The 22,698-nt window shown below is 58.6% G+C and carries 21 protein-coding genes and 1 rRNA gene; 14 read left to right on the forward strand and 8 right to left on the reverse strand.

Annotated elements, in window-relative coordinates; genetic code table 11:
* Entirely contained in the window at nt 1–3,129 is a 3,129-nt protein-coding gene (locus Q1K31_RS13080) for an efflux RND transporter permease subunit (protein ID WP_300380308.1), read from the forward strand.
* Nucleotides 3,130–3,139: 10 nt separating this feature from the next.
* Here the strand turns inward: Q1K31_RS13080 and Q1K31_RS13085 are convergent, their stop codons facing one another.
* On the reverse strand, nt 3,140–4,396 hold the full coding sequence (locus Q1K31_RS13085) for a TadE/TadG family type IV pilus assembly protein (RefSeq protein ID WP_300380311.1): 1,257 nt from the start codon (nt 4,394–4,396) through the stop codon (nt 3,140–3,142).
* A gap of 153 nt (nt 4,397–4,549) precedes the next feature.
* On the opposite strand from Q1K31_RS13085, the gene Q1K31_RS13090 reads away from it, so the two are divergent.
* A complete protein-coding gene (locus Q1K31_RS13090) occupies nt 4,550–5,089 on the forward strand; it encodes a GYF domain-containing protein (protein WP_300380314.1) in 540 nt (179 codons plus the stop codon).
* Here the strand turns inward: Q1K31_RS13090 and Q1K31_RS13095 are convergent.
* A complete protein-coding gene (locus Q1K31_RS13095; RefSeq protein WP_300380317.1) occupies nt 5,086–6,729 on the reverse strand; it encodes a choline dehydrogenase in 1,644 nt (547 codons plus the stop codon). The two genes, Q1K31_RS13090 and Q1K31_RS13095, sit on opposite strands and share 4 nt — an antisense overlap.
* A gap of 140 nt (nt 6,730–6,869) precedes the next feature.
* Here Q1K31_RS13095 and Q1K31_RS13100 point away from each other — a divergent pair, with 140 nt between their 5' ends.
* The 6 genes from Q1K31_RS13100 to Q1K31_RS13125 all read left to right on the forward strand — a co-directional run bounded on the left by Q1K31_RS13100 (nt 6,870) and on the right by Q1K31_RS13125 (nt 11,425).
* Nucleotides 6,870–7,487, forward strand: coding sequence for a PilZ domain-containing protein (locus Q1K31_RS13100; protein ID WP_300380320.1), 618 nt, complete (start codon nt 6,870–6,872; stop codon nt 7,485–7,487).
* 72 nt (nt 7,488–7,559) lie between these two features.
* Nucleotides 7,560–8,363 carry a serine O-acetyltransferase gene (cysE, locus tag Q1K31_RS13105; RefSeq protein ID WP_300380322.1) on the forward strand — a complete coding sequence of 268 codons (804 nt, stop codon included), beginning with the start codon at nt 7,560–7,562 and terminating at the stop codon, nt 8,361–8,363.
* 63 nt (nt 8,364–8,426) lie between these two features.
* Nucleotides 8,427–8,765, forward strand: a complete 339-nt coding sequence (locus Q1K31_RS13110) for a hypothetical protein (protein ID WP_300380325.1) — start codon at nt 8,427–8,429, stop codon at nt 8,763–8,765.
* Nucleotides 8,766–8,870: 105 nt separating this feature from the next.
* Nucleotides 8,871–9,080, forward strand: coding sequence for a DUF3126 family protein (locus tag Q1K31_RS13115; RefSeq protein WP_300380328.1), 210 nt, complete (start codon nt 8,871–8,873; stop codon nt 9,078–9,080).
* 18 nt (nt 9,081–9,098) lie between these two features.
* Nucleotides 9,099–9,869, forward strand: coding sequence for an ABC transporter ATP-binding protein (locus Q1K31_RS13120; protein WP_300380331.1), 771 nt, complete (start codon nt 9,099–9,101; stop codon nt 9,867–9,869).
* Nucleotides 9,866–11,425, forward strand: a complete 1,560-nt coding sequence (locus Q1K31_RS13125; protein WP_300380334.1) for an ABC transporter permease/substrate-binding protein — start codon at nt 9,866–9,868, stop codon at nt 11,423–11,425. Before Q1K31_RS13120 ends, Q1K31_RS13125 begins: the two co-directional genes overlap by 4 nt.
* A gap of 52 nt (nt 11,426–11,477) precedes the next feature.
* Here Q1K31_RS13125 and Q1K31_RS13130 read toward each other — a convergent pair whose 3' ends face one another.
* Nucleotides 11,478–12,278: a PhoH family protein gene (locus Q1K31_RS13130; protein ID WP_300380337.1), complete on the reverse strand. Its 801-nt coding sequence runs from the start codon at nt 12,276–12,278 to the stop codon at nt 11,478–11,480.
* Between the two features lie 244 nt (nt 12,279–12,522).
* Here Q1K31_RS13130 and Q1K31_RS13135 point away from each other — a divergent pair, with 244 nt between their 5' ends.
* On the forward strand, nt 12,523–13,056 hold the full coding sequence (locus Q1K31_RS13135) for a gamma carbonic anhydrase family protein (RefSeq protein WP_300380340.1): 534 nt from the start codon (nt 12,523–12,525) through the stop codon (nt 13,054–13,056).
* Nucleotides 13,057–13,065: 9 nt separating this feature from the next.
* On the opposite strand, the gene Q1K31_RS13140 is transcribed toward Q1K31_RS13135, so the two are convergent.
* Nucleotides 13,066–13,614 (reverse strand): PAS domain-containing protein, encoded by a 549-nt coding sequence (locus tag Q1K31_RS13140; RefSeq protein ID WP_300380343.1) that lies wholly within the window; start codon nt 13,612–13,614, stop codon nt 13,066–13,068.
* A gap of 198 nt (nt 13,615–13,812) precedes the next feature.
* Here Q1K31_RS13140 and Q1K31_RS13145 point away from each other — a divergent pair, with 198 nt between their 5' ends.
* From Q1K31_RS13145 to Q1K31_RS13155, 3 genes are all read left to right on the forward strand, one after another.
* Entirely contained in the window at nt 13,813–14,751 is a 939-nt protein-coding gene (locus Q1K31_RS13145; protein ID WP_300380346.1) for a hypothetical protein, read from the forward strand.
* Between the two features lie 219 nt (nt 14,752–14,970).
* Nucleotides 14,971–16,110 carry a TonB-dependent receptor gene (locus Q1K31_RS13150; protein WP_300380349.1) on the forward strand — a complete coding sequence of 380 codons (1,140 nt, stop codon included), beginning with the start codon at nt 14,971–14,973 and terminating at the stop codon, nt 16,108–16,110.
* On the forward strand, nt 16,088–17,518 hold the full coding sequence (locus tag Q1K31_RS13155) for a TonB-dependent receptor (protein ID WP_300380352.1): 1,431 nt from the start codon (nt 16,088–16,090) through the stop codon (nt 17,516–17,518). The genes Q1K31_RS13150 and Q1K31_RS13155 overlap by 23 nt, the downstream gene beginning before the upstream one ends.
* Before the next feature lie 53 nt (nt 17,519–17,571).
* Here Q1K31_RS13155 and Q1K31_RS13160 read toward each other — a convergent pair whose 3' ends face one another.
* From Q1K31_RS13160 to hfaA, 4 genes are all read right to left on the reverse strand, one after another.
* The gene (locus tag Q1K31_RS13160; protein WP_300380355.1) at nt 17,572–17,961 is read right to left on the reverse strand and encodes a DUF4345 family protein; all 390 of its coding nucleotides are present in this window, start codon (nt 17,959–17,961) and stop codon (nt 17,572–17,574) included.
* A 100-nt stretch (nt 17,962–18,061) separates the two neighbouring features.
* The gene (gene hfaD / locus Q1K31_RS13165; protein ID WP_300380357.1) at nt 18,062–19,288 is read right to left on the reverse strand and encodes a holdfast anchor protein HfaD; all 1,227 of its coding nucleotides are present in this window, start codon (nt 19,286–19,288) and stop codon (nt 18,062–18,064) included.
* Nucleotides 19,289–19,338: 50 nt separating this feature from the next.
* Nucleotides 19,339–20,337 carry a holdfast anchoring protein HfaB gene (hfaB, locus tag Q1K31_RS13170; RefSeq protein WP_300380360.1) on the reverse strand — a complete coding sequence of 333 codons (999 nt, stop codon included), beginning with the start codon at nt 20,335–20,337 and terminating at the stop codon, nt 19,339–19,341.
* The gene (hfaA, locus tag Q1K31_RS13175) at nt 20,334–20,741 is read right to left on the reverse strand and encodes a holdfast anchoring protein HfaA (RefSeq protein ID WP_300380362.1); all 408 of its coding nucleotides are present in this window, start codon (nt 20,739–20,741) and stop codon (nt 20,334–20,336) included. Before hfaA ends, hfaB begins: the two co-directional genes overlap by 4 nt.
* A 245-nt stretch (nt 20,742–20,986) precedes the next feature.
* On the opposite strand from hfaA, the gene Q1K31_RS13180 reads away from it, so the two are divergent.
* Together Q1K31_RS13180 and Q1K31_RS13185 are read left to right on the forward strand one after the other, a co-directional pair.
* Nucleotides 20,987–21,415 (forward strand): CBS domain-containing protein, encoded by a 429-nt coding sequence (locus Q1K31_RS13180; protein ID WP_300380365.1) that lies wholly within the window; start codon nt 20,987–20,989, stop codon nt 21,413–21,415.
* A gap of 992 nt (nt 21,416–22,407) precedes the next feature.
* A 16S ribosomal RNA gene (locus Q1K31_RS13185) occupies nt 22,408–22,698 on the forward strand; the annotation flags it as partial.

The raw sequence follows: 22,698 nt of genomic DNA on the forward strand, positions 1-22,698 counted from the left end.
ATGCGCACGCTCTTCTATCGCCTGCCCCGTCTCAGTGTTCTCTTTATCCTCGTCGCCATTGCGGGGGGGCTTGCCTCCATCCTGACGCTGGGGCGCCAGGAAGACCCGACACTGGTCGAACGGTTCGGCTTTGTGTTCACGACGCTGCCGGGCGCGGATGCCGAGCGTATCGAGGCCACGGTCACAGACCCTGTCGAGTCGGCCTTGCTCGAGCTGCCGGAAGTCAATGAAGTCCAGTCGGTCTCGCGTGCCAATGTCTCCCAGCTTTCGATCGAGATCGACGAGGGCCTGTCAGCTACCGAAGTGGACAATGCCTGGACACTGATCCGGGCCCAGGTCGAGAATGCGCGTGCGGAGCTTCCTCCCGGCACCAGTACGCCAGATGTGCAGCGCATGTATGTGGGCGCGTCGACCATGCTTGTCGGACTCGTCTGGGAAGGCGAGGGCGAGCCCGAAATTTCCGTCATGTCGCGCTATGCGCAGAACCTCTCTGATCGCTTCCAGAACCTTGCCGGGACCGAGGAGACGGAAACCTTCGGCATTCCTGAAGAAGAGGTGCGGGTGGTCATTGATCCGCAGGCTTTGGCAGCTGCCGGTCTGTCCATGGAGGAAGCAGCGCGCCTCATCGCTGCGGCAGACGCCAAGACACCGGCCGGGCAGGTCAGGGGCAACCAGTCGAATGTCGGCCTTGAGATTGGCGGGGCGTTCGACGGCATTGCGCGGATAAGGTCTGTCCCGCTTCTCCAGCGCGATGACGGGTCGGCCCTGCGGGTCGGCGACGTTGCTGATGTGCGCAAGGGTATAGAAGAGCCGGCTTCGGTGATGAATTTCACCGACAACAAACGCTCCGTCGCGGTTGCAGCCTTCATCCAGCCGAACCAGCGGGTGGATAAATGGGCCGAGACGGCACGCCAGCTTGTGGGCGAATTCGAGGCCGGTTCGCCTGATGAAATCGACGTCCGCATCCTGTTTGACCAGAGCGTCTACACCGAGTCCCGGCTGAACGGACTGGCTAAGAATCTCGGTTTTTCGGCGCTAATCGTGTTTCTCGTACTGTTTGTCGTCATGGGCTGGCGGGCGGCACTGGTGGTCGGTTCAGCCTTGCCACTGACCGTCGCGCTGGTGCTGATCCTTTTCAATCTGTTCGGCTATCCTTTGCACCAGATGTCGGTAACGGGGCTCGTCATTTCGCTGGGTCTCCTGATCGACAATTCGATTGTTGTCTTCGACGAGTTCGATCAGGAACGTGCGCGGGGGCATACGATCGTCGAGGCGATCGATATCTCGGTCGGCAAGCTTTTCGGGCCGCTCTTTGCTTCCACCCTGACAACGGCACTTGCTTTTGCGCCCATCGCCTTCATGCCGGGTTCAGCCGGAGAGTTCATCGGCATGATCGGGACATCGGTGATCTTCTCGGTGTGCACGTCATTCCTGCTTGCCATGACGATTACGCCGTTCATGGCCGGGCGTCTCGACCGCAAGCGCCAGCCGGGTGAGAAGAAGAACTGGTTGCGTGACGGGGTATCGCTTGATGCTGTGACAGACGGGTATCGCTGGACTGTGGGGGCAGTGCTCCGCTTCCCGGTCCTGGGCCTGCTTATTGGTTTTGTACCGACAATTGCGGGGTTCATGCTCGGTGGGAGCCTGCCGCTGCAGTTCTTCCCCCAAACCGAACGGGATCAGTTCCAGGTCGAGATTACGCTGCCGCCGACAGCGACCATTCATGAAGCCCGCCGGGCGAGCGATCGGGCCACCGAACTGCTCAGCGCCTATCCGGACGTGGAAATGGTGAATTTCACGCTCGGTGAACCCGCCCCGCGTGTCTATTATAATTCTTTCAACAATACGCAGGGCGTGCCTGGTTTCGCGGCCGGCTGGGTGCAGCTGACGAATAACGATGCGACGCGTGCCATGGTGCGGGATGTCCAGGACCGGATGCGTCAGGAGTTTCCGCAGGCGCAATTCCTGGCACTGCCTTTCGAGCAGGGGCCGCCTGTCGATGCGCCGATCGAGTTCTTCATTCGTGGCAACAACCTGGAGACGTTGAACCGGCTGGGAAATGAAACCCGGCAAATCCTCTCCAGCGTGCCTGGTATCACCTATACGCAAGGCAACCTCCAGCTTGGCGCGCCGGTCATTACGATCCGCGCGGACGAGGCGGCCACGGCCATGTCCGGCGAACGGCTGGTCCAGCTTGCCAATGATCTTCGCGCGGAACTGGAAGGGGTGCCGGCTGGCTCCATACTCGAGGGCATAGAGGAAGTGCCGGTCCGTGTGATAGCGCCGGAAGAGCGCCGCGCCGGGCTGGCAGACCTGCGCGCCAAGACAATCGGCAATTCGCCAACAGGCACAGGTGCGCCGATAGCCTCCCTCGGCGAGATTACGCTTGATCCGCAGACCGCCGTGATCACGCGGCTCAACGGGCGACGTGTGAACCAGATCTATGGCTTTACCGAACCCTATTCCCTGCCATCGCCCGTCATGGCGAAGTTCGAGACCGCCCTGGAAGAAGCCGGTTTCGAACCGCCACCGGGCTATGATGTCATCATTGGCGGGGAGGCGCAGAACCGGTCCGAAGCGTTGACCAACCTGGCTTCGCTGGCCATTCCGCTGATCCTCGTCATGGCGGGGGCCGTCGCACTGGTCTTCAACTCTTTCCGTATGGCCCTGGTTATCCTGCTGACAGGGGGCATGTCGGTCGGTCTCGCTTTTGGCGGGGTCTGGATGTTCAACCTGCCGCTAGGGTTTAATGCGATCGTCGGATCGCTCGGCCTGCTCGGCATCTCGATCAACGGGTCGATCGTGGTGTTGTCCCTTTTGCAGGGGAACGAGGCGGCCCGGCGTGATGATATCATTGCCCAGCGCGAGGTCGTGGTTGCCGCTACCCGTCATATCGTGGCGACGACGCTGACGACGATGGGCGGGTTCGTGCCGATCATCCTGACAGGGGATGTCTTCTGGCTGCCGCTGGCCACGGCGATTGCGGGCGGCGTTGCGGGATCAGCCCTGCTGGCGCTTTATTTCGCGCCATCCGTATACCGGATCATGACAATGAAACCGGTGCAGCGGTTCTGGCGCGGCACGACAGGCCGCGGCTGGCAGCATCCATATTCCCAGCCAGCCGAGTGACCTGGTCAGGCTAGCTTGAGACCCTGAGCTCGCCAACATCTTCATAGTCGGGGCCTTCCATGGTGACGCCGGGCGTCAGCTCCCAATTGGTCTGGTTCAGTTTCAGCGTGTTGAACACCATGGTCATCTCGCGGGCACGCCAGATGGAGTTCGAGTTATAGATGGCGTCACGGCTCGGCAGGTAGACAAGCCCCTCGATCTGGAAGTCCTTGGAGTCGTTGAAAATGAAGTTGGATTTCTTCAGGCCCGGCGCCTCGAACATCATGAGGCCTTCATACGGCCCATTTGCCGGTGGTGTGAGCCCAGAGGTGACAGCACTGTTGAACTGAATACCCGACTTGCGGGTGTGGAAATAGAAACTGATGCCTTCGCCATCCCACTGGCCACCATTCACGTTCCACTTCGCGCCATTCAGCACGTAGAGGCCGGGTTCGAATGTCACATTCGTTCCATTATTGAAGTTCATGTGGCCGCAATATGTGCCCGGATGCAGGGTGACGTTGCCGCCATTGTAGTTCTTGCTGGTGTAGTCGCAGCTGCCGGGCGATATGGCGGGCATTGTCGCGGCGAAGGGATCGGGTTCGGTCTGGCACGAGGTTTCCAAGCCTTCAATCGGACCATAGTTATTCGTTACGCCTTCACCAGCGACGCAGATCGATGCGAAATCGATGTCGATATTGGAGCTGAAGCTGGCTGCATGCTTGTTGCGTGACTGAACCTGGATGGAGCAGCCAGGCGCGGAAACGGTTGCCTGCGCGTTGAAGGTGAGGGCGTGATTGGCGCTCTCGTCCATCACCCAGATACAATTATCGCCTGTCTTCTTGGGTATTGTCACAGAGGCTTTCATGCGCAGCGGAAAGCTGCCGACGCCCAGAAGGGAGGAAAAGGTCGAGCTGACCTCTGCAGTGGCCGTACCATGATAGACGAGACCCTTCTCCGTCTCCTCGACGCGGAACTGCGCCTTGGGCGAGTGCGACGACATATCTGCTGCATTCGATGTGAAATATGTTTCAGCGACCTGTTGGAAGCCGTCTTTTTTCTCGTGAGCGGCAGAGAGGAGACTGGCATCTAGAGCCGCCCTCAAATCGGCCTTTGCATTTGAGCTGCGAGTCATGTCGACGGAAAAGCCGACTATCCCGACGACAGGCACCGCGAGCAGGGCAAAGATCATTGCCGTACTGCCATTGCGTGAGCGCTGCAGGCGTTCTGCAAGTGTCTTGATAGTATGGCCTGTCGTGCCGGGCCATGATCGGGAAGCATGCGACATGGAAGCCCCCATTTGCCGGTCTGAAAACTGTCCGGAAACTAGGCAGCGCACTTTTACAGGTTGGAAAGACAGGCGCGTAAATTTGATTGAAATTTTACCCATTCGCGGCAGGCTTGCCAGTTGAAAACCTGATTCAATATGGAAAGCCGGGTCATGTCACATGAGGAGGCGCTTCACCTTGGAGACATTGATCCGCCGAGGTGGCGGGTAAAGGTGAATGACAGGGTCTATGGGCCTTACACGCTGGGGCAGATGCAAACCTTCCGTCGTGAAAGACGCATCGGACCGAACACGCTGGTGGAAACGGAAAAGCCGGATGTATTCCGTCCCGCCTCTACACACAAAGCCCTGTCTTTCCTGTTCGAGGAGACCGGTGCCAAAGCTTCCGATGCAGCGGGCGACCCGGCCAATTACCTGATTGTTGCGCAGCTCGATGAAACACTGCCGATACAGCTTGTCGAAGTGCTTAACAGTCTGGGCAAGTTCGCCGATGTCATGCCACGCGTCTGGGCCTTGCGTTCTGCGTACGGACAGGGACAGATCCGTGACTGTCTACAGGCCGCGATCGGGCCAGACGAGCAGGTCATGATCGCCAACGCGACCACGGGCCGGCTGGCCTGGCTCAATCTTGGCCCGGACGCCGACGCGCATATCCAGCGCATTTGGGACGCCGAGATAAAGCCAGACGCCTAGGCGACTTCTTCAATCTCTGCCGGGGCAGGTGCCGGGTTACCCAGGATGAGGTCGGCCGCTTTTTCTGCGATCATGATGGTCGGGGCATTCGTGTTGCCGCCAATCAGGGTCGGCATGACAGACGCGTCGACGACGCGCAGGCCCTCTATGCCGCGCAATTTTAGATCACCATCCAGCGGGGCGCGCTCATCTATTCCCATGCGGACCGTGCCGACAGGGTGATAGATCGTCTCGCCGGTTTCCCGGATGAAAGCATCAATCTGTTCATCGCTGCGGACATCGGTGCCTGGAAGAAGCTCCTCGCCGCGCAACGCGCCAAAAGCTTCCTGGCTGGCAATGTCACGGCACATCTTCACGCCTTCACGCATGGCCCGGCGATCTTCTTCGGTCGCGAGATAGTTCGGGTCGATGATGGGGTGATCGAACGGATCACTGCTGGCAAGCGTCACGGTGCCCCGGCTTTCAGGCCGTAGCTGGCAGGCATGGATCGTGAAGCCGTCGGCATTTACTTGCTGGCGGCCATGCTCGATCATGATGGCATTGACATAGTGGAGCTGGAGGTCCGGGCGGTCGAGACCTTCGCGTGATTTCAGGAAAGCGCCCGCCTGGAGGAAATTGTCCCGCCCCGGCCCTTTCTTGCGCAAGAGGTAGTTCAGGCCAACGCCGATCTTCTTCAACCCGGCCTGCTGGGAATAGGCAGAGAGCTTCTGTGTCATCTTGTTGATGACCGTAACATCAAGATGGTCTTGCAGGTTTGCCCCGATATCAGGGACATCGGCGACGACAGGAATATCGTGCTGTCTGAGTTCCTCAGCCGGGCCGATCCCGGAAAGCTTGAGGATCTGCGGAGACTGGACGGCACCGGCGCACAGGATGACTTCGTGGCGTGCTTCAATCGTCTGGGCTTCGCCGCCCTTGCTGTCGGCCACTTCCACGCCATGGGCGCGGCCATTCCGGGTCAGGATACGGTTGACCAGCGCTGTTGAGCGAACGGTCAGATTTGTACGCTCATTCATGACGGGGCGCAGAAAGGCAAATGACGTGCTCCAGCGTTCGCCATCATTGATTGTGCGCTGATACGGGCCCATGCCTTCCTGCTGGGCGCCATTGAAGTCTCTCGTGACGGGGTGGCCGGCCTGCTCCCCGGCCTTGATGAAGGCATTGTAGGAGACTGAGTCGAGCGGGCTTTCCTCGACTGCCAGCGGGCCTTCGGTCCCGTGGTGGACTGACGTCTCTCCGCGATAGCCTTCCGACCGGCGGAAATAAGGCAGGACATCGCTATACCCCCAGCCGGTAAGGCCGGACTGACGCCACTGGTCATAGTCGCGTGCGTGGCCGCGAATATAGATCATGCCGTTGATCGAGGAAGAACCGCCCCAGCCCTTGCCACGTGGCCACCAGAGCTTGCGTCCGTTCATGTGTTCCTGAGGGCTCGTATAGAAGCCCCAATTGTGCGGGTTGGCTTCCTTGATCAGGCTGCCGACACCGGCCGGCATACGTACCATCAGGCTCTTGTCCTTGCCGCCGGCCTCGATCAGGCAGACCGAAATATCCGGATTTGCGCTCAGCCTGTTGGCAAGAACGCATCCTGCACTGCCGGCCCCGACGATAATGTAATCATAGCTTTCTTTTGTACTCATGGCTGGACGCTTCACTTCCCGGTTTATGGTCTTGTTTCAAAACATGACGATAGTGTCAGTTTTACAGAATCCTTCAACCATTTATGAACGACACGTGGATAGCTTTATAATTTCATGCGTCCCGGCCCTGATGAGGCCTCATGCAATGGAGCGCGACCTTGCAAGCCAAGCCCCGGCCTCGAATGCAACCGCTGGCACGCTTTGATCTACACAAGGATCGCCGGGCGAATGTGCGTGTGAACCTGGAATTGAGTGGGCGCTTCCTGAGCGAAGGTGCGGAAGACCACGGGCTTCTCACCCGCAATATTTCCTGTGGCGGTGCCGAACTGATCGCGCATGACCAGCCAGAAGTCGATACGCCGGTGATCTGTTATCTTGATGATCTGGGCCGGCTGGAAGCGAAAGTCGTACGCCAGACGGCGAATGGCTTTGCGGTGAAATTCAATGTCACGCCGCGCAAGCGTGACAAGATTGCCGACCGTCTGACGTGGCTGGCGAACTACAAGGAACTCGGCCTTGATGACGAGCGTGAGTCGCCACGCCATGCTGCCGGTGGACCCGCGCTGGTTACACGGGCCGACGGCCGTGTCCTGCAATGCCGGACGATCGATATATCCTTGTCCGGGGCAGCCTTCGAAGCTGATGGTCCTGCTCCGCCAGTCGGCGAAATCATAACGGTCGGCAACCTGCGCGGCGAGGTCGTACGTACGCTGCAAAACGGCTTTGCCATCCGTTATGTTCACAAGGGCGAAAGCTGATAATCGCATTCAGGCCTTGAACCGGCCATGAGAACTTGCCACTTCAACTCTCCGGACACGGAGGCGGTAACCATGGCTGACAATCCCGATATTGGCGCTCCGCCGCCGCCCTGGAAGCGATTGAGATTCGAAGCCAAGGCAGCTGCTGCTGATGAGCCGGCACTGGCAAGTTATCTCGATGCAGCCATTCTTTCGCACGATACGATCTGCCAGGCACTTGCTTTCCACCTGGCTGAGAAACTCGCGGGTGCGGAAATGGGCGCCCAGCAGATCCGACACATTATCGCGACAGTTTATGAACATGAGCACGCGCTGGTGGAGGCTGCCGAACTCGACATGCAAGCTGTCCTGGAACGCGACCCAGCCTGCCGCGGGATGCTCCAGCCCTTCCTCTTCTTCAAGGGGTTTCTGGCCCTCCAGACCCACCGGATAGCTCACAGGCTCTGGCGTGAAGGCCGCGAAACGCTGGCTTTCCATTTCCAGTCCCGTGCGAATGAGCTGTTTAGCGTAGACATTCATCCGGCGGTTAAAATGGGCAAGAGCGTGATGCTCGACCATGCCTCAAGCATCACGATCGGTGAAACCGCTGTTGTCGGCGATGGCTGCTCGATACTGCAGGGCGTGACCCTCGGCGGGACAGGCAAGGAAGTCGGAGACCGTCACCCCAAGATCGGCAAGGGCGTTCTCGTTTCTGTCGGGGCCAAGGTGCTTGGCAATATAACGATTGGCGACGAGGTGAAGATCGCCGCCGGCAGTGTCGTGCTCAAGGATGTGCCGGCGCGTACGACCGTTGCAGGTGTTCCAGCCAAGGCGGTTGGCGGGGAAGGCAGCCAGCCTGCCCGCGACATGGACCAGACCATACCCGACGGAAAATAACACGGCTTGGTATTTGTCGCTGCGTGGGCTTAAGCTCACGCCGGGCTGACAAGGATACGTGCCATGCTGAAACTGCTCGGAGGGTTTTCGCTCGTCACGTCGAAAATCTTCATCACCTTCTTCACGGTGATTTTCCTTCTTATGCTCGGTTTCGCGTATTTCCCCGAGCAACTGAACCGTCTGTCGGATTTCACCAACTGGATCGAAGGACAGATCCGCGATCCGGACATGGATGACCGGGGGAAGTTCCTCTTCCGGACACTGGTCAACGAGAATACGATATTCGGGATCGTTATGACGTTGATTGCCCGTGCGGTTGTGGAGTTTGTCTTCTGGTTCTGTGCCGGGTTGTGGCGCCTGGTTAATCCTCCGGAAGAGGCAAGCCCGAAAACGGCAGCCTGATACTGTGTTTGTATATGGGTGAAGCTGACAAAAAAGCCCGCCCGGCATTTAAGCTCGCCGTCTTATGGCGTAAGGCCTTGAGCCGGAAAGAGACAGGAGACAGGAATGGAAAAGGAAGAGACACTTCGTCTGGAGTCCTACCTCAAGGAAAAACTCAATCCGGGCATCCGGCTTGTGACGCGTACACAGACTGATGACTCAGTCGAGGTCTATCTCGGGGCAGAGTTTATCGCCGTGATCTACAAGGATGTGGATGAAGGCGAAGTCGCCTACCAGTTCCAGATGACGGTACTGTCTGAAGACATTACAGGCTGAGCCTGAAGGGGAGCCGCCATGCTTCTGCGTGCTGACCGGCTCACCAAGACCTTTGCGGACACGGTAGCTGTCGATCAGGTGAGCTTTGAGCTCAAGGCAGGTGAAACCCTCGCCCTGATCGGCCACTCCGGCTGCGGCAAGACCACGACACTGAAGATGCTGAACCGGCTGATCGAGCCGGATAATGGCGTCGTGGAACTCGACGGGGCGGTTGCTTCCGGCATGGCCGGGCATGAATGGCGACGCCGTATCGGATTCGTCATCCAGAATGCCGGGCTTTTTCCGCACAAAACCGTTGCGGAGAATGTGCTTGTGACGCCAGGCCTTCTTGGCTGGGACAGGGCACGCCAGCAGGCCAAGCTGCACGAGCTTCTCGACATGGTCGGACTGCCGGCACGTGACTATGCTCACCGCTATCCGGCAGAGCTGTCTGGTGGCCAGCGCCAACGTATCGGGCTGGCCCGCGCGCTCGCCGGAGAACCGGATATCGTGCTGATGGATGAGCCTTTTGCCGCGCTCGACCCACTGACAAAGGATGGCCTGATCGCAGATATTGCCAGGCTCAGGCGTGAGCTTGGTTTTGCCTCCGTACTCGTGACGCATGATTTCGGGGAGGCTTTGCGCCTGGCTGACCGGATCGCCGTGATGGATGGTGGACGGATCGTCCAGACTGGCACGGCCCGGGACCTGATTGCCTCGCCTGCAAACAAAGTGGTTGAAGATTTGCTGGCTGCACCGCGCCTGATGGCGGCGACTGTCGGAAGGGCTTTCGGGGAGGGCGGTTCGTGAGCGGTCTGTTCGCAGAGGAATGGGCCGTCTTTCCGGGCCATTATGCCGGGCATCTGAGGCTTGCGCTTGGCGCGCTCCTGATGGGACTCATAATTTCCGTGCCATTGGGCACACTTGTTGCGCGCCGTCAGGTGTTTGCAGGCCCGGCCCTGGCCGCGGCGAGTGTCGTGCAGACCATTCCGGGACTGGCCCTGCTGGCCCTGATGGTTCCACTCATGGGCGGGATGATCGGCTTCTGGCCGGCATTCACAGCGCTCTCGCTCTATTCCATTCTGCCCATACTCAGAAATACGATCGTGGGGCTTCAGGGCGTAGACCAGGATGTCCGCGAAGCTGCGCTGGCGGTTGGGATGACGGCGAACCAGCGTCTGCGCGAGATTGACCTGCCACTGGCGGCACCTGTCATCGTGGCGGGGTTGAGAACCGCTTCCGCCTGGGTTGTCGGAACGGCGACCCTGTCTACGCCTGTCGGAGCAAGAAGCCTCGGCAACTATATTTTCCAGGGCCTTCAGACGCGCAACTGGGATGCGGTGCTTTTCGGCTGTCTCATTTCGGCCGCGCTGGCGCTGGCTCTGGATCAGGTGATCGGGCAGTTCGAGAAGGCAGCCCTGAAGCGCTCACGCCGTCATGCCCTGGCAGGTGGTATCGGGCTTGCGCTTGTGATTGCACCGGCGCTCAGCCTGTTCGTGGAGGGAGGTACAAGCAGGAGGGCTGCCGGAAATCCGGAGCGTCCTGCGGCAACTGTTTCTCTCGAAGGCCAGACAATTACTATCGGTGCGAAGGGGTTCACGGAGCAATATATCCTTGCGGATCTCCTGAAACGTACCCTCGAAGCGAAAGGCGCAAGGGTTGAAATCCGCGATGGCCTGGGCACCACGGTCGCCTTCGATGCACTCGCGAGCGGGGAGGTCGATGTCTATGTCGATTATACCGGCACGATCTGGGCGGCCTTGATGAAGCGCGATGACCCGGCCCAGCGCTCTGCGATGTATGCCCGGGTGAGTGCATGGCTGCTGAATGAGCGCGGTGTCATGGCGTTCGGCAAGCTCGGTTTCGAGAATGCTTATGCTTTTGCGACCAGCCCGCAGACGGCGGCAGGCAATCAGCTGGAAACCATAGCAGACCTGTCGGGCAAGGACCTGGCGATTGCCAGCGATCCGGAGTTCTTCGGCCGGTCTGAATGGACGCGGACACGCGATGCGTATGGCCTTCAATCGCTTGACCCCCGCAGCATGGATTCCGCCTTCATGTACGATGCGGTGAAGAATGGCGAAGTCGATCTTGTCACAGCCTATACAACGGATGGCCGCATCGACGCGTTCGACCTGGTGCTTCTGGAAGACACATTGTCAGTATTGCCGCCCTATGATGCTTTCATTCTTCTCTCGCCCGAGGCTCAGGAGAGTGCGGCGCTTCTCAATGCTCTGGAACCTCTGCAGGGGGCGATCAGCACCGAGCTTATGCGGGCCGCAAACTCGAAGGTCGATCTTGAACGCCAGAGTGTTAGTCAGGCTGGCGCATGGCTGTATGAAGAGGTCAGCCCAGCGTCCGAATAGAAAACGGGCGGCCGTTCTGGCCGCCCGGTCCGGTTATATCAGTGTGTCTCTGCTACAGGACATCCAGCATCTGGGCCACGAGCGGGTGGCGCACGATGTCCTTGCCTTCGAGGTAAACGACTTCGGCATCGGGAAGGTTCTCCAGTTTCGTTGCTGCCTGGCCAAGGCCTGAAAGCTCGGGCAGGAGGTCGGTCTGGGCCGGGTCGCCCGTGACGGCCATTGTCGAGTGCCAGCCAAGCCGGGTGAGCAGCATCTTGAGTTGGGTGTAGGTGCAGTTCTGGGCTTCATCGATGACCACGAAAGCATTGTTCAGTGTGCGTCCGCGCATGAAGCCAATCGGTGCAATCTCGATAAGGCCTTCGCCCATCATGTGCTTGAGCTGCTGGGGTGACAGCCTGTCAGCCAGGGCGTCATAGAGCGGGCGCAGGTATGGCGCGAGCTTGTCTTCCATAGCGCCCGGCAGAAAGCCGATCTGCTCACCGGCTTCTACGGCCGGACGTGACAGGATGATGCGGGCAACCTTGCCCTTCTGAAGCGCTTCGACCGCCTTGCAGATGGCAAGATATGTCTTGCCGGTTCCCGCCGGGCCAAGGGCGCAGACGAGCGACTTCGTATCGAGCGCGTTCATCAGGCGGGCCTGATTTTCTGATCGCGGTTTGATGTTTTTCTGGTAACGCTGGTCGCGTGGCGTATTCGGATTTCTTATCTTGTCGGCATCGTCGGGATGCCACCCGCCCTGGATGGCATACAGCCGGGCCTCATTGCGCGATTTCCCTCCCAGTTCCGGAAAGAAGCCCATGGCTTCCAGTTCGGCATTGGCACGCTGACGCTTTGCAGAGGCTTTCTTACCCATGTGAGGTTCTCCATTTTGGGCATAAAAAAACCGCCGGGCATAATGCGCGGCGGCGGCGGAAAGCGGGGGAAAAGGAGGCACCGGGCCCATCGGCAGGGCCGGGCGGTGTATCTGGCAGAGACGGTCTTGGGGCCATCGGCACTTGCCTCCCGAATCTCTCAACGATTAGAGGATAGCAGGGTTAAAGGCGGATTAACCAGACAATCCGCCGGCGAAACGAAAAAAATCCAGGAGGATTGAACAAATGGCACTTTACGATCTCGATGGCGTCAGGCCGGTAACGCCCGACAGCGGAAACTACTGGGTGGCCGAGAATGCGACTGTCCTCGGACGGGTCATCCTGAAGGAAAATGCAAGCGTCTGGTTCAATTCCGTCCTGCGTGGAGATAATGACCCGATCGAGATTGGCGAGAACTCCAACATTCAGGACAATTCGGTCCTGCATACCGATCATGGTGTCCCGCTGACCATCGGCAAGGACGTCACGGTCGGTCACATGGTGATGCTTCATGGCTGTACCATTGCTGACGAGACGCTGATCGGTATCGGTTCGACCATCCTCAATGGTGCCAGGATCGGCAAGAACTGTATCATAGGGGCCCATTCCCTGATCCCGGAAGGCAAGGAAATTCCCGATAATTCGCTCGTCATGGGCGCGCCGGGCAAGGTCGTGAAAGAACTGACGCCCGAACAGGTTCAGGTGATCAAGGGGTCTGCGCAGGTTTATGTCGACAACTGGAAACGCTTCAAGAAAGGCCTGAAGCGCATCGACGGCTAAGCGTGCGCCCTAGTCGTTGCTGGCGACAATTTTCACACGTGGTTCTTCGCGTCTGAGGTCTGGCGGGAATACGGCGGTCAGGCGATGACGCCAGACCGGACGGCCCTTGAGGCGGTGCTCGCCGCCAAGGGTCTGGTAAAGGCCCAGGACGCGTGCGCCTCCATCGAGATGGGGCGGGCTGGCCAGAGGCGCGAGGATCAGCTCGACGTCGAGCCGTTCGCCGGTAAGGTTTTCTGCGCTGGCCCGCACGATTCCCGGTTTGCGGGCCTGGAGTGCGGATTTCAGCAGGAGCGACAGCATTTCACGATCGTGGCCCGTCCAGAAGCCGAGGAAGTTGTAATCGGCCAGCTGCCGACCGAGCGACACTTCGATCTGTGCGCCGGCCGTTCGGAACACCCAGTCGTCATTGCTGGCATCCTGAAGGACGAAGAGACGCGAGACGAGATCGGGATGATCCTGTGTCGTCGGTCCGTCCACCCCGTCATTGGAAGGCGCGTGCATGCGCTGCCAGGCTGAAAGGAGGGTCTGGCTGTTGGGGTGAAGCGTAGTGTCCAGCATGCGGGCCTCTTCTGGGCTATTGCGGTTTGTGTCTGTGCGGATGGATGCCGCGTTGAAGCGACCTGTCGCAAAGACCGGGCCAGTCTCCGGGCTGTTTTAAGGGTGTTGCGATTGCGTGAATGGGACATTTTTCCCGATTGGCGCGAGAAACGGCACGGAACATGCATCTTGTCAGGCGAAGAGCCACGGAGACATTTCATGCGCGTTTCAACACGAAACATTCTGGCAGGCGGTGCTGGCCTGGCAACCCTGCTTGTTATTGGCGGTAGCGTCGCATTTGCAGGCGGTTCCGGTGGGGGGCATGGTTGCAATAGCTGTAAGCCACCCCCGCCGCCTCCACCGACTTATAATCCGAAACCGAAGACGCCTTGCTGTACGGTCGGGCGGGGACACAAGGTCGTTGTGCCGGGCGTCAATGTGAATGTGCATGGCGTACGCGTGAATGTTTCGGCCGAAAGCCACCTCAATGTTTCAGCAGGGGCGTCGGCATCCAGTGATGTGGTCGCTTTCGCAAGTGGCGGCGGTGGCGGTTTCGGTGGTGCTTCTGCCGTAGCGACTACGGCGATTGATGCCCTGAATGTCGAGGGCGGTGCTGAAACCTATACCGAAACCGTGACAGAACAGGTTCCGACCCTCGAGGAATACTGCGTCGATGAAGTCAGCTACCGTACGGTTCATAAGGCCGTTCAGGCTGTGTGCATCGATGACAAGGGCGCACCGCATCCGGCTTCACAGGTCGAATCGGGGCAGTCTGTCCCTGCAAGTTACGAAGGTGAGCTCTTCCGCTGCATGGCAGGAACGCGCATGCAGGTGACGATTGGCGGTATTGAGGCTGGGGAAGCCAGCTTTGATCACGGCAGAACCCTGTCCTGCGCAAAGGGTGAGGCGCTTGTATATGGCACGGGCGGTCAGCTGACCTGCCAGCCGGAAACACCTCAGCGCAACTGTAATGAACGTTCGCTGCTGCGCCGGTATGGCCCGGGTATAAAAGTCATCGAGAGCAAGGCGGCCGAAAAGGTGTGCATCCCGCATCAGCGGACCGTGATGAAGGAAGTGACTCGCGAAGTCGAACGCGTGCGGGCAGCCGAAGCGAAATCGATGGTTTTCGATGGCGGTGTCGGGCAAGGAGTATACTAAGAACCGGTCTTGCTCAGACTGTTGCAACGACAGCACAACAAGAGAAAGCCCCGCTGTTTTGGCGGGGCTTTTTTTGGAATTGTCTCAAATTCTTACTCTGATTTAATGCCGTGCGACAAAGTGGCTGGGTTGCGTTATTGCATGGCTTTGCTAGTGGCGATCTAGAGTCCGTAAGAGGCTCGCCAATCATAATAAAATGATCATTTGAGGAGACGTGAGATGAAGTTAGCTCCCAGAGCTTTCAACCCCCAATCGACTTTCAGGAGCGCCTTGTGCCTTGGGGTAGGATTTGCGGCCCTGGCAATGGCCCCGGTCGCCACTGCGCAGGCCCAGGAGGATGAGACACAGCAGGAAGAAGGCGCAAATGACAGTCAGCGCCGCCTGAACAGCGTTGTTGTTGAAGCAACGCGACGGGCTGGCACGACGGTGCAGGATGTACCGGTTGCAGTGACCGCCTTCGATGCAGCCCTGCTGGAAGATACAGGCGTGGCGCGCCTGAACGATATCGAGCAGATCGCTCCGACCGTGCAGATTTCCCAGACGGAATCAGCAGCTTCGGGCACGAGCATCTCGATTCGTGGTGTTGGGACCGGATCGAACAACCCCGGCTTCGAACCGGCTGTCGGGGTCGTGATCGACGGTGTCTATCGCACCAAGACAGGGATCGCCCTGTCAGAGATGCCAGAACTTTCCAGCCTCGAAGTGCTGCGTGGTCCGCAGGGGACGCTGTTTGGCCGCAACACCTCTGCCGGTGTTGTTTCGGTGAATACTGCAAAGCCGCAATTCGATCCCGAGGCCTATGTCCAGATCGGTGCCGGCAATTACAATATGTATGATGTCGAGGCCATGGCGACAGGCCCGATTGCGGATAATGTTGCTGCGCGTGTGGACGTGCTGCGCCGGGCACGTGACGGCTACATTGATGACGTCAATTCGGGCCGCGAATTCAACAATCTCAACCGTTTCCTTGCCCGCGGGCAGCTTCTGTTCGAACAGGATCAGGCCAGCTTGCGGGTTATCGGCGATGTGGCCCGTACCAATGAAGACTGCTGTGTTGGTGTGAACTTCAATCCAGGACCGCTTGGTGCTGCCGTGAATGCTGGCGCGGCGATGGCCGGGCTTGTCGGTATACCGGATGCATCACCGGATGAGTATAAAGTAGCGATTTCGCCGAACCGTGATGTCTCCGACGATGTCGAGGAATGGGGGATTTCTGCGGAATACCGCAATGAGGTCTTTGACGGAACGAATCTTGTTTCGATCACCTCCTATCGTGACTGGGACGCGCTGCGCGACCAGGATATCGACTTTTCCGGCATCGACCGTGCCTATCGAGATGGCACGACAATTGGTGATTGAGACCTTCACGCAGGAAGTCCGCCTTCAGGACACGTATGGCAATCTCGACTGGCTGGTCGGTGCCTTCTACATGAACCAGAAGACGACCTATACCGATACGATCCGCGTTGGCACACAGGCCAATCTCTATACCGACCTCGTGGCGGCAGGCGCTGCCGGTGGGCAGATTTTCGGCAGTCTTGATCCGACGGGGACGCAAATCCCGTCCCTGCTTGGCAATATAGATCCGGCTACAGGCCAGCCTGTTCCGCCCGGAACACCCGGGTCGGTGCCGTTCTTCGTGCCCGGTTTTCAGCCTGGGCAGGGCCAGAACAGCGACAACTGGGAACAGACCACCAATGCATTCGCCCTGTTTACGCATAATGAGTACGCCGTTTCCGATCGCCTGACGGCGACGTTCGGCCTGCGTGCGAATTATGAGGAGAAAGAGATCGAGTACGATCTCAACGGAACCGTCACGCCATGCAGCTTCTTTGCCCAGCAGCCCGGTGTGGCCCAGGCGCTGGGTCAGCTTGCGCTGCTGGTCTGCAATCCGGCTATCAATACTGAGTTCAACGGGACCGACAGTGACAGTTTCGATGATACGACGCTGAGCGGCACTGCGAAACTCGCCTATGAGTTCACACCGGACTTCATGACCTATGCCTCTTATTCACGAGGCTACAAGGCGGGCGGTTACAACCTTGACCGTCAGGGCTTTGACAGTGTCCTCTTTGGTGGGGATGGGGCTCAGCCATCAGACCTCAAGTTCGAGGCAGAAACCGTCGACGCCTATGAGCTTGGCTGGAAGGCAAGTTTCCCGAATGCCAATGCGACACTGAATGGTGCGCTTTTCTATCAGGATGTGTCGGACTTCCAGGAGAACCTGTTCAGCGGCTCCAATTTCCGCACATTCAATTCGGATGTGGAAAGCTATGGCCTCGAGCTTGATGGCTCGCTCTCTCCGGTCGAGGGCCTGACGCTCCAGGGCGGCTATGCCTACACCAAGGCCGAGCGCAAGGATGGAATCACTGTGCCGGATGGTACGGGTGGTGTTCAGGCGCTGGCAGCAGGCGGTGTGCAGCTGACCAATGTGCCGGAGCATGTCGTGACGACGCAGGGTACATATGTGTTCGGCCTCTCCGAATCGCTGAATGGGCGCCTGCACCTGAATGCCCGCTACAATTCAGAATCGGCTCTGGCAGAGACATCGCGCGGGCTGACCGATAATGACGGCTATGTACTCGTCGGCGCGCGGGCTGGTATCCAGTCGGCAGACGGACGCTGGGAATTCTCTGTCTTTGGTGAGAACATCACTGACGAGTATTACGGCATGGTCGCCTTCGGCGTACCGGAGCAGACCGGGACAAACGCGGTCTATCCGGGTGTGCCGGCCATGTATGGTGCTGAGCTGAAAGTGAACTTCTAGGCACCTGCACTTACTGTTAACGGAGAAAGCCCCGCTATCCAGCGGGGCTTTTTTCATGCCGCATGATTCGACCGGGCCTTCAGGGCGATGCAGGCAAGTATGAAGCTGACGACTTCGAAACTGGCGAATGTCCAGCCGCTGGAAGTGGGGGCGTCCCCCAGAATGAGCGATACGAATCGCGCAAGGGTATAGCCCCCCATATAGACCAGCAGGAAGAAGAGCGCCGGGCGCTCGAATCGTGGCGGGTTGATCGCACCTGCGGCTGTCAGCATGGCCGCGCCAAGGCTGACCCCGCCGAAGATGCCGCGCATTTCGAACAGGGCATTGGGCCCACTCACATCGACATCGAGGCGTGAGGTCATGGCGAGCGGATCACTGATGGACCACAGGCCAAATGCCAGGAACATTATGGCGATCAGTATAAGAAACAGGCGTATGAGCATTTACAGGCAGATAGACCTGTCATGCATCTTGTCCAGAATCGAAAAAACCCCCGCCGTGTGAGGGCGGGGGTCCGGATCGGCAGATCCTCAGCCTTGGAGTTTAGTCCCCGGCCGATTGTAGTGTGGCCGAGTTGCCTATCGCTGTGGCGGAACCGGAAATGGTGCCGCCGGAGCTGGTCGTCTGGCCGTAAGCATAGGTGTTGCCGTCATTGGTCTGGTTGATTCGGCCGCCAACGGCACCGTCGCTGCAATAGTTGCAGACCGTCGCGCTCGCGGCATTGCCGATCGAGGAGGCCGTAACAGCCCCTGTGCCACCGGTCATGGACTGGCCGTTGAAACTCGCCTGGGTGCCGACTGTGCCAGAATTGTACTGGTCGGCATAAATGGCCGTGTCGGAGCCGACATTCGAGATCAGTGCGGAGTTGCCGACGCCATAGGCCGAAGAACTGGCATAGCCGGACCAGTTGTCGAGCGTGACATAACTCTGCGTGTCGATATCGGCAGCATTGGTTTGTACGGTCGGTGCGCCTTCCACGCCGAGAGTCGCATAGCCCCACTCATTATGGACCGTGGCTGAGTTCCCGAACCCACTGGATATTGCGGAGACATCAGTGGCCTCCTGCATGTAAACATCCGATGCGGCCTGTACGGTCGTGCCGGCCTCTGTGGACTGGCGGGCCCGATTGTAGTTGGTGCTCGTATAGCCCGTGGCTGTTGTCGCATTGGCACCCGCGGTCGTGGCGTAGCTGGTATAGCCGCCATTGACCAGAACATCGGCATCGGTCTCCGCGGTTACATTGGCGGAACTGGACTGGACCTGATCGGCCACACTGGTGCCGAAATTATTGTCCGTGCTCGAGACGTTGGCGATGGCCGTGGTGCCGGTGCTGGCATAATAGGCCCCGTCCAGGTCCATCCGTGTGCTGGCATTGACGTTACCTGCCGCCGACTGCTCGGCGCGATAGTCATTATAGCCATAGTCGGTGCCGCCTGATGCAGCATTGCCATAAGAGATCGTGTTCGTGACGGCATTGCCCGCAGTCGTGCCGGTGAGGCTGGTCTCTGCCGTGGCGTCTGCATCGAACTGCTGTGAGATTTCGGCAGACACATCGCCGGAAACCCTGCTCGCATAGGCGGTGTTGCCCATCGTGGTCGCCATGGATGCTGCATTGACGGTATATTCAGGAACCTGGACATCCATGTTCGAGAAGACATCACCGAACTGGACCTGGTCGATGACACCGGTTTCGGCATCGCTGTCCTGGGCTGCTGCGACGGCTGCCGAGCCTGCTAAAGCCAGGGCTGTCGTCGTTACTATTCTGGTCATGAAACTGATCAACTCAGCCTCCCTTGATGGTCTGGTTTGGGGCAGGCGGACTAGTTCCGTCCGCGCAGGCCCGGATCACGCTGGTCATGCCATGCGGCAACATCCTGACGGGACGGGCCGTTATAGGCTTCAAGATCGCCGCCTTGCGGTTCGAAATCACCGGTCACGCCGTTCGTGGAGATGGCGCCCTCGGTCTGTCCGCAAACATCGCTGGACGGAACGGCATAGAGATTTGACATCATTTCCAGCACAGCACGTTCCACAACCGAGCGGATGGCCAGCTGGATCGGTTCCTGTGCGCGGCCGCCGACACCCACGTCAAAGACGTTGCCATTGGCGAAATCGAAGATGCCGAGCGAGATTTCACGGCCGATGATCTGCTTCTGGTAAGAGATCACGTCGATCACTTCGAGCGATTCGGTTTCCACCAGGCGCAGGTCGAGACCGACATTGATGACGTAGAGCTTGCCACCGATCGAGCCTTTGGCGTCAGTGGGATCAAGGTCGCCGACAAACGCTTCTGCGCCGACAGAGCGGATATTGTAGTTGAGCTCTGTGATGCCGCCGACAAGATAGAAATCGGAGCCCGGAATGGAGCCGGCCGTGATCTTGCGGAAGTTCTGCGGGGTCTCGTCACCAATCAGCTTGTTATTGGCATATTTGAGTTCGAGCTCGGACACCGAGGTATCGAATCGTTCGACGAGGCGGGCGCCAGATTTGGCAAAAGCCGAAATCGCCATCAGGGATGCACCCTGGGTAACACGGCGGCCACCTTCGAGATCTGCCTTGCCTGTGTAATCAAGGATGCGGCCGACTGCGACGCGCGGTGCCCGGTAGCCGGACTGGCGGGCATAATGGCCCATGCAGACAAGCCCTTCGGAATAGGGTGTCGGATTGGCCGTGACCGGCGCGTTTCCGATGGGGCTTGCATACTGGCCGCTCGGGCCGGCGACGGGTGAAACGCAACCGGTGGTCACGAGGGCTGCCGAGAGAGCCGCGCCACAGGCGGTGTTCCGGCTACGCTTTGTAAGTTTGCTGAGCGTGATCATTGCAGGTCGAGCTCCCCATTGAGAACGACCGACTGGTCGCCATTGTTGATCTGCGTGGAATCGATAATCACCGTGTTGTTGTTGCCATTGGTGATTACATTGAGCTGGTTGCCGACAGCTGTACCGCTGCCGATCATTCCGGAGGCGCCGTCAGTCTGGCCCCAGCCTGTATAGAGGCTTGTACCAAGCCCCGTGCCGCCGCCGATGAGGCCATTGATGACGACCCGGTTGTTATTGGCGTCACGGCTGCGGGCCGAGTAAGGCTGGCTTTCCTGACCGTATCCGATGCCGTAGGGGCGCTCGAATTCGGAAACCGTAGAGGCTGCCTGCGCTGCTGCTGCCGGGGCAACCGCTACGGCCGCAAGCCCGATCAGTCCGGTAAGAAGTTGAGTTCTGTGTTTCATCTGCCGATCCCTTTTGGGGTTGATTGCCCGGACAGTTGCAATGCGCGTGCCAGTTCAGGGGAGGACGTGGGACCAATTTCGCGTGGATGGGGAATGGCCATGAGGCGAATTTGAACCGCTAATGCACGCCTGGAGCACATTTCTGTGCCTTTTCGGCACGCGTCTTACGATTAGCACCGCCTTCGCGTGCGCGGGCTCCTATGCTATTAAGGAGTCCCGAAAATAAGAAAGCAGGGAGGATAAACGTGCTTATAGAGCAGATCCTGAAGACCAAGGGTGGTGACGTATTCACTATTGATGGCGAAAATACTCTCGCGGAAGCCGCCCTTATCCTGGACGAAGCCCGCATCGGGGCAATCGTCGCCATGAAGGATGGCGGGCTGGTCGGCGTTCTTTCGGAACGGGATATTTTGCGTCAGGTCGCCCGGCATGGCTCTGACGCGCTCGGCATGACCGTGGAGAACTCGATGACCCGGGGCGTCATCACGGCAACGCCGGAAGAAACGATCGATCAGTGTCTTGGGCGGATGACCGACCGGCGTGTGCGCCATCTGCCGATCATGCGGGATGGCCGCCTGGCCGGCATTGTGTCGATCGGTGACCTCGTCAAATGGAAGATCGAGGAGACAAAAGCCGAGGCCAATGCGATGGCGGAATATATCAAGGGCCATTAGTCCTGCAGATTAATTGCGGCGGGGCTACATTTAAGGCTTGCCAAGCCCCCCGAACAGAGACTATATGGTCGCTTCGATCTAAAACGCCTCTGCCATTGCGGGGCCGCTCACAAGGTGGCTCGGTAAGGCGGTGTTTTGCGCTAAAAAACTACGGATGACGGCCTTGTGCCATTATTCTGTAGGAAAGTGCAGAAGGGTCGTTGACGGAAGGCAGGGTGGTGAATAGAAGCCGCACTCCTTCTGGAGAGACCCGCCGGGGAGATGAGTTCGAAAGAGCTTTTTGAACCGGGATGTGCTTTCAAATTTGTAGCTTTTCTGGCTTTTGCCTGATCGCTGCAAAGAAGTGCAAAAGGGTTGTTGACGGGAACGAGACTGGCTCATAAAAGCCGCCTCTTCTTGGAAACGACCTTCCGGAGCAAAGGGATGTTTATTGTCCCCGAGCGATGGATTGCGCTTCATAAATCTGCGGTTTTCTTGCCTTCGGGCGGTTGCTGCAGATGGTGCAGAAAAGGGTGTTGACGGAGACGAAGCGGCCTCATATATGCCGCCCTCTCCTGAGACGCTCACCTGGTTGAGAAGGTGCCTTCGAGGCACTATTCGAAAGCCCGGTTCTGCGCTGAAAATTGCAGGTTTCGCGGTTCGCTGCGAATGTCTGCAGAAAGCGCAAAAAAGGGTGTTGACGGAAAAAACGGTGGCCCATATAAGCCGCCACTTCCGGCGAGGAACTGAGAGGTTCCAGACCGGGCCGGGCCTCTGGCCCAGCTGTTTGACATCGCAGGAATATGGAAGAGAAACGCAGGCGGCATGAATTGCTTGCGGACCCTCCGGGGTCCACGACGATCATGACGTTATGCGTTTCAAGGAAATACCTTTTCATAATGTGTCCGGTTTCGGCCGGATAGTTTGTGATGAGGGTTTCCCGTCAAAACGCAAATTGCAATCAGCAATTCTTGTCCAATTTCCATGGACATTAAACGTCAGATCGAACACTCAAACCTGAGAGTTTGATTCTGGCTCAGAACGAACGCTGGCGGCAGGCTTAACACATGCAAGTCGAACGACATAGTGGCAGACGGGTGAGTAACGCGTGGGAACGTGCCCTTCACTACGGAATAGCTTCTGGAAACGGAAGGTAATACCGTATACGCCCTTCGGGGGAAAGATTTATCGGTGAAGGATCGGCCCGCGTTAGATTAGTTTGTTGGTGGGGTAATGGCCTACCAAGACTACGATCTATAGCTGGTCTGAGAGGATGATCAGCCACACTGGGACTGAGACACGGC

The sequence above is a fragment of the Henriciella sp. genome, from assembly GCF_029936995.1.
Lineage (GTDB): Bacteria > Pseudomonadota > Alphaproteobacteria > Caulobacterales > Hyphomonadaceae > Henriciella.

Coding starts and splice junctions, on each gene's coding strand:
- Q1K31_RS13080 (WP_300380308.1), top strand. CDS start 1: ATGCGCACGCTCTTCTATCGCCTGCCCCGTCTCAGTGTTCTCTTTATC.
- Q1K31_RS13085 (WP_300380311.1), bottom strand. CDS start 4,396: ATGTCGCATGCTTCCCGATCATGGCCCGGCACGACAGGCCATACTATC.
- Q1K31_RS13090 (WP_300380314.1), top strand. CDS start 4,550: ATGTCACATGAGGAGGCGCTTCACCTTGGAGACATTGATCCGCCGAGG.
- Q1K31_RS13095 (WP_300380317.1), bottom strand. CDS start 6,729: ATGAGTACAAAAGAAAGCTATGATTACATTATCGTCGGGGCCGGCAGT.
- Q1K31_RS13100 (WP_300380320.1), top strand. CDS start 6,870: ATGCAATGGAGCGCGACCTTGCAAGCCAAGCCCCGGCCTCGAATGCAA.
- cysE (WP_300380322.1), top strand. CDS start 7,560: ATGGCTGACAATCCCGATATTGGCGCTCCGCCGCCGCCCTGGAAGCGA.
- Q1K31_RS13110 (WP_300380325.1), top strand. CDS start 8,427: ATGCTGAAACTGCTCGGAGGGTTTTCGCTCGTCACGTCGAAAATCTTC.
- Q1K31_RS13115 (WP_300380328.1), top strand. CDS start 8,871: ATGGAAAAGGAAGAGACACTTCGTCTGGAGTCCTACCTCAAGGAAAAA.
- Q1K31_RS13120 (WP_300380331.1), top strand. CDS start 9,099: ATGCTTCTGCGTGCTGACCGGCTCACCAAGACCTTTGCGGACACGGTA.
- Q1K31_RS13130 (WP_300380337.1), bottom strand. CDS start 12,278: ATGGGTAAGAAAGCCTCTGCAAAGCGTCAGCGTGCCAATGCCGAACTG.
- Q1K31_RS13135 (WP_300380340.1), top strand. CDS start 12,523: ATGGCACTTTACGATCTCGATGGCGTCAGGCCGGTAACGCCCGACAGC.
- Q1K31_RS13140 (WP_300380343.1), bottom strand. CDS start 13,614: ATGCTGGACACTACGCTTCACCCCAACAGCCAGACCCTCCTTTCAGCC.
- Q1K31_RS13145 (WP_300380346.1), top strand. CDS start 13,813: ATGCGCGTTTCAACACGAAACATTCTGGCAGGCGGTGCTGGCCTGGCA.
- Q1K31_RS13150 (WP_300380349.1), top strand. CDS start 14,971: ATGAAGTTAGCTCCCAGAGCTTTCAACCCCCAATCGACTTTCAGGAGC.
- Q1K31_RS13155 (WP_300380352.1), top strand. CDS start 16,088: ATGGCACGACAATTGGTGATTGAGACCTTCACGCAGGAAGTCCGCCTT.
- Q1K31_RS13160 (WP_300380355.1), bottom strand. CDS start 17,961: ATGCTCATACGCCTGTTTCTTATACTGATCGCCATAATGTTCCTGGCA.
- hfaD (WP_300380357.1), bottom strand. CDS start 19,288: ATGACCAGAATAGTAACGACGACAGCCCTGGCTTTAGCAGGCTCGGCA.
- hfaB (WP_300380360.1), bottom strand. CDS start 20,337: ATGATCACGCTCAGCAAACTTACAAAGCGTAGCCGGAACACCGCCTGT.
- hfaA (WP_300380362.1), bottom strand. CDS start 20,741: ATGAAACACAGAACTCAACTTCTTACCGGACTGATCGGGCTTGCGGCC.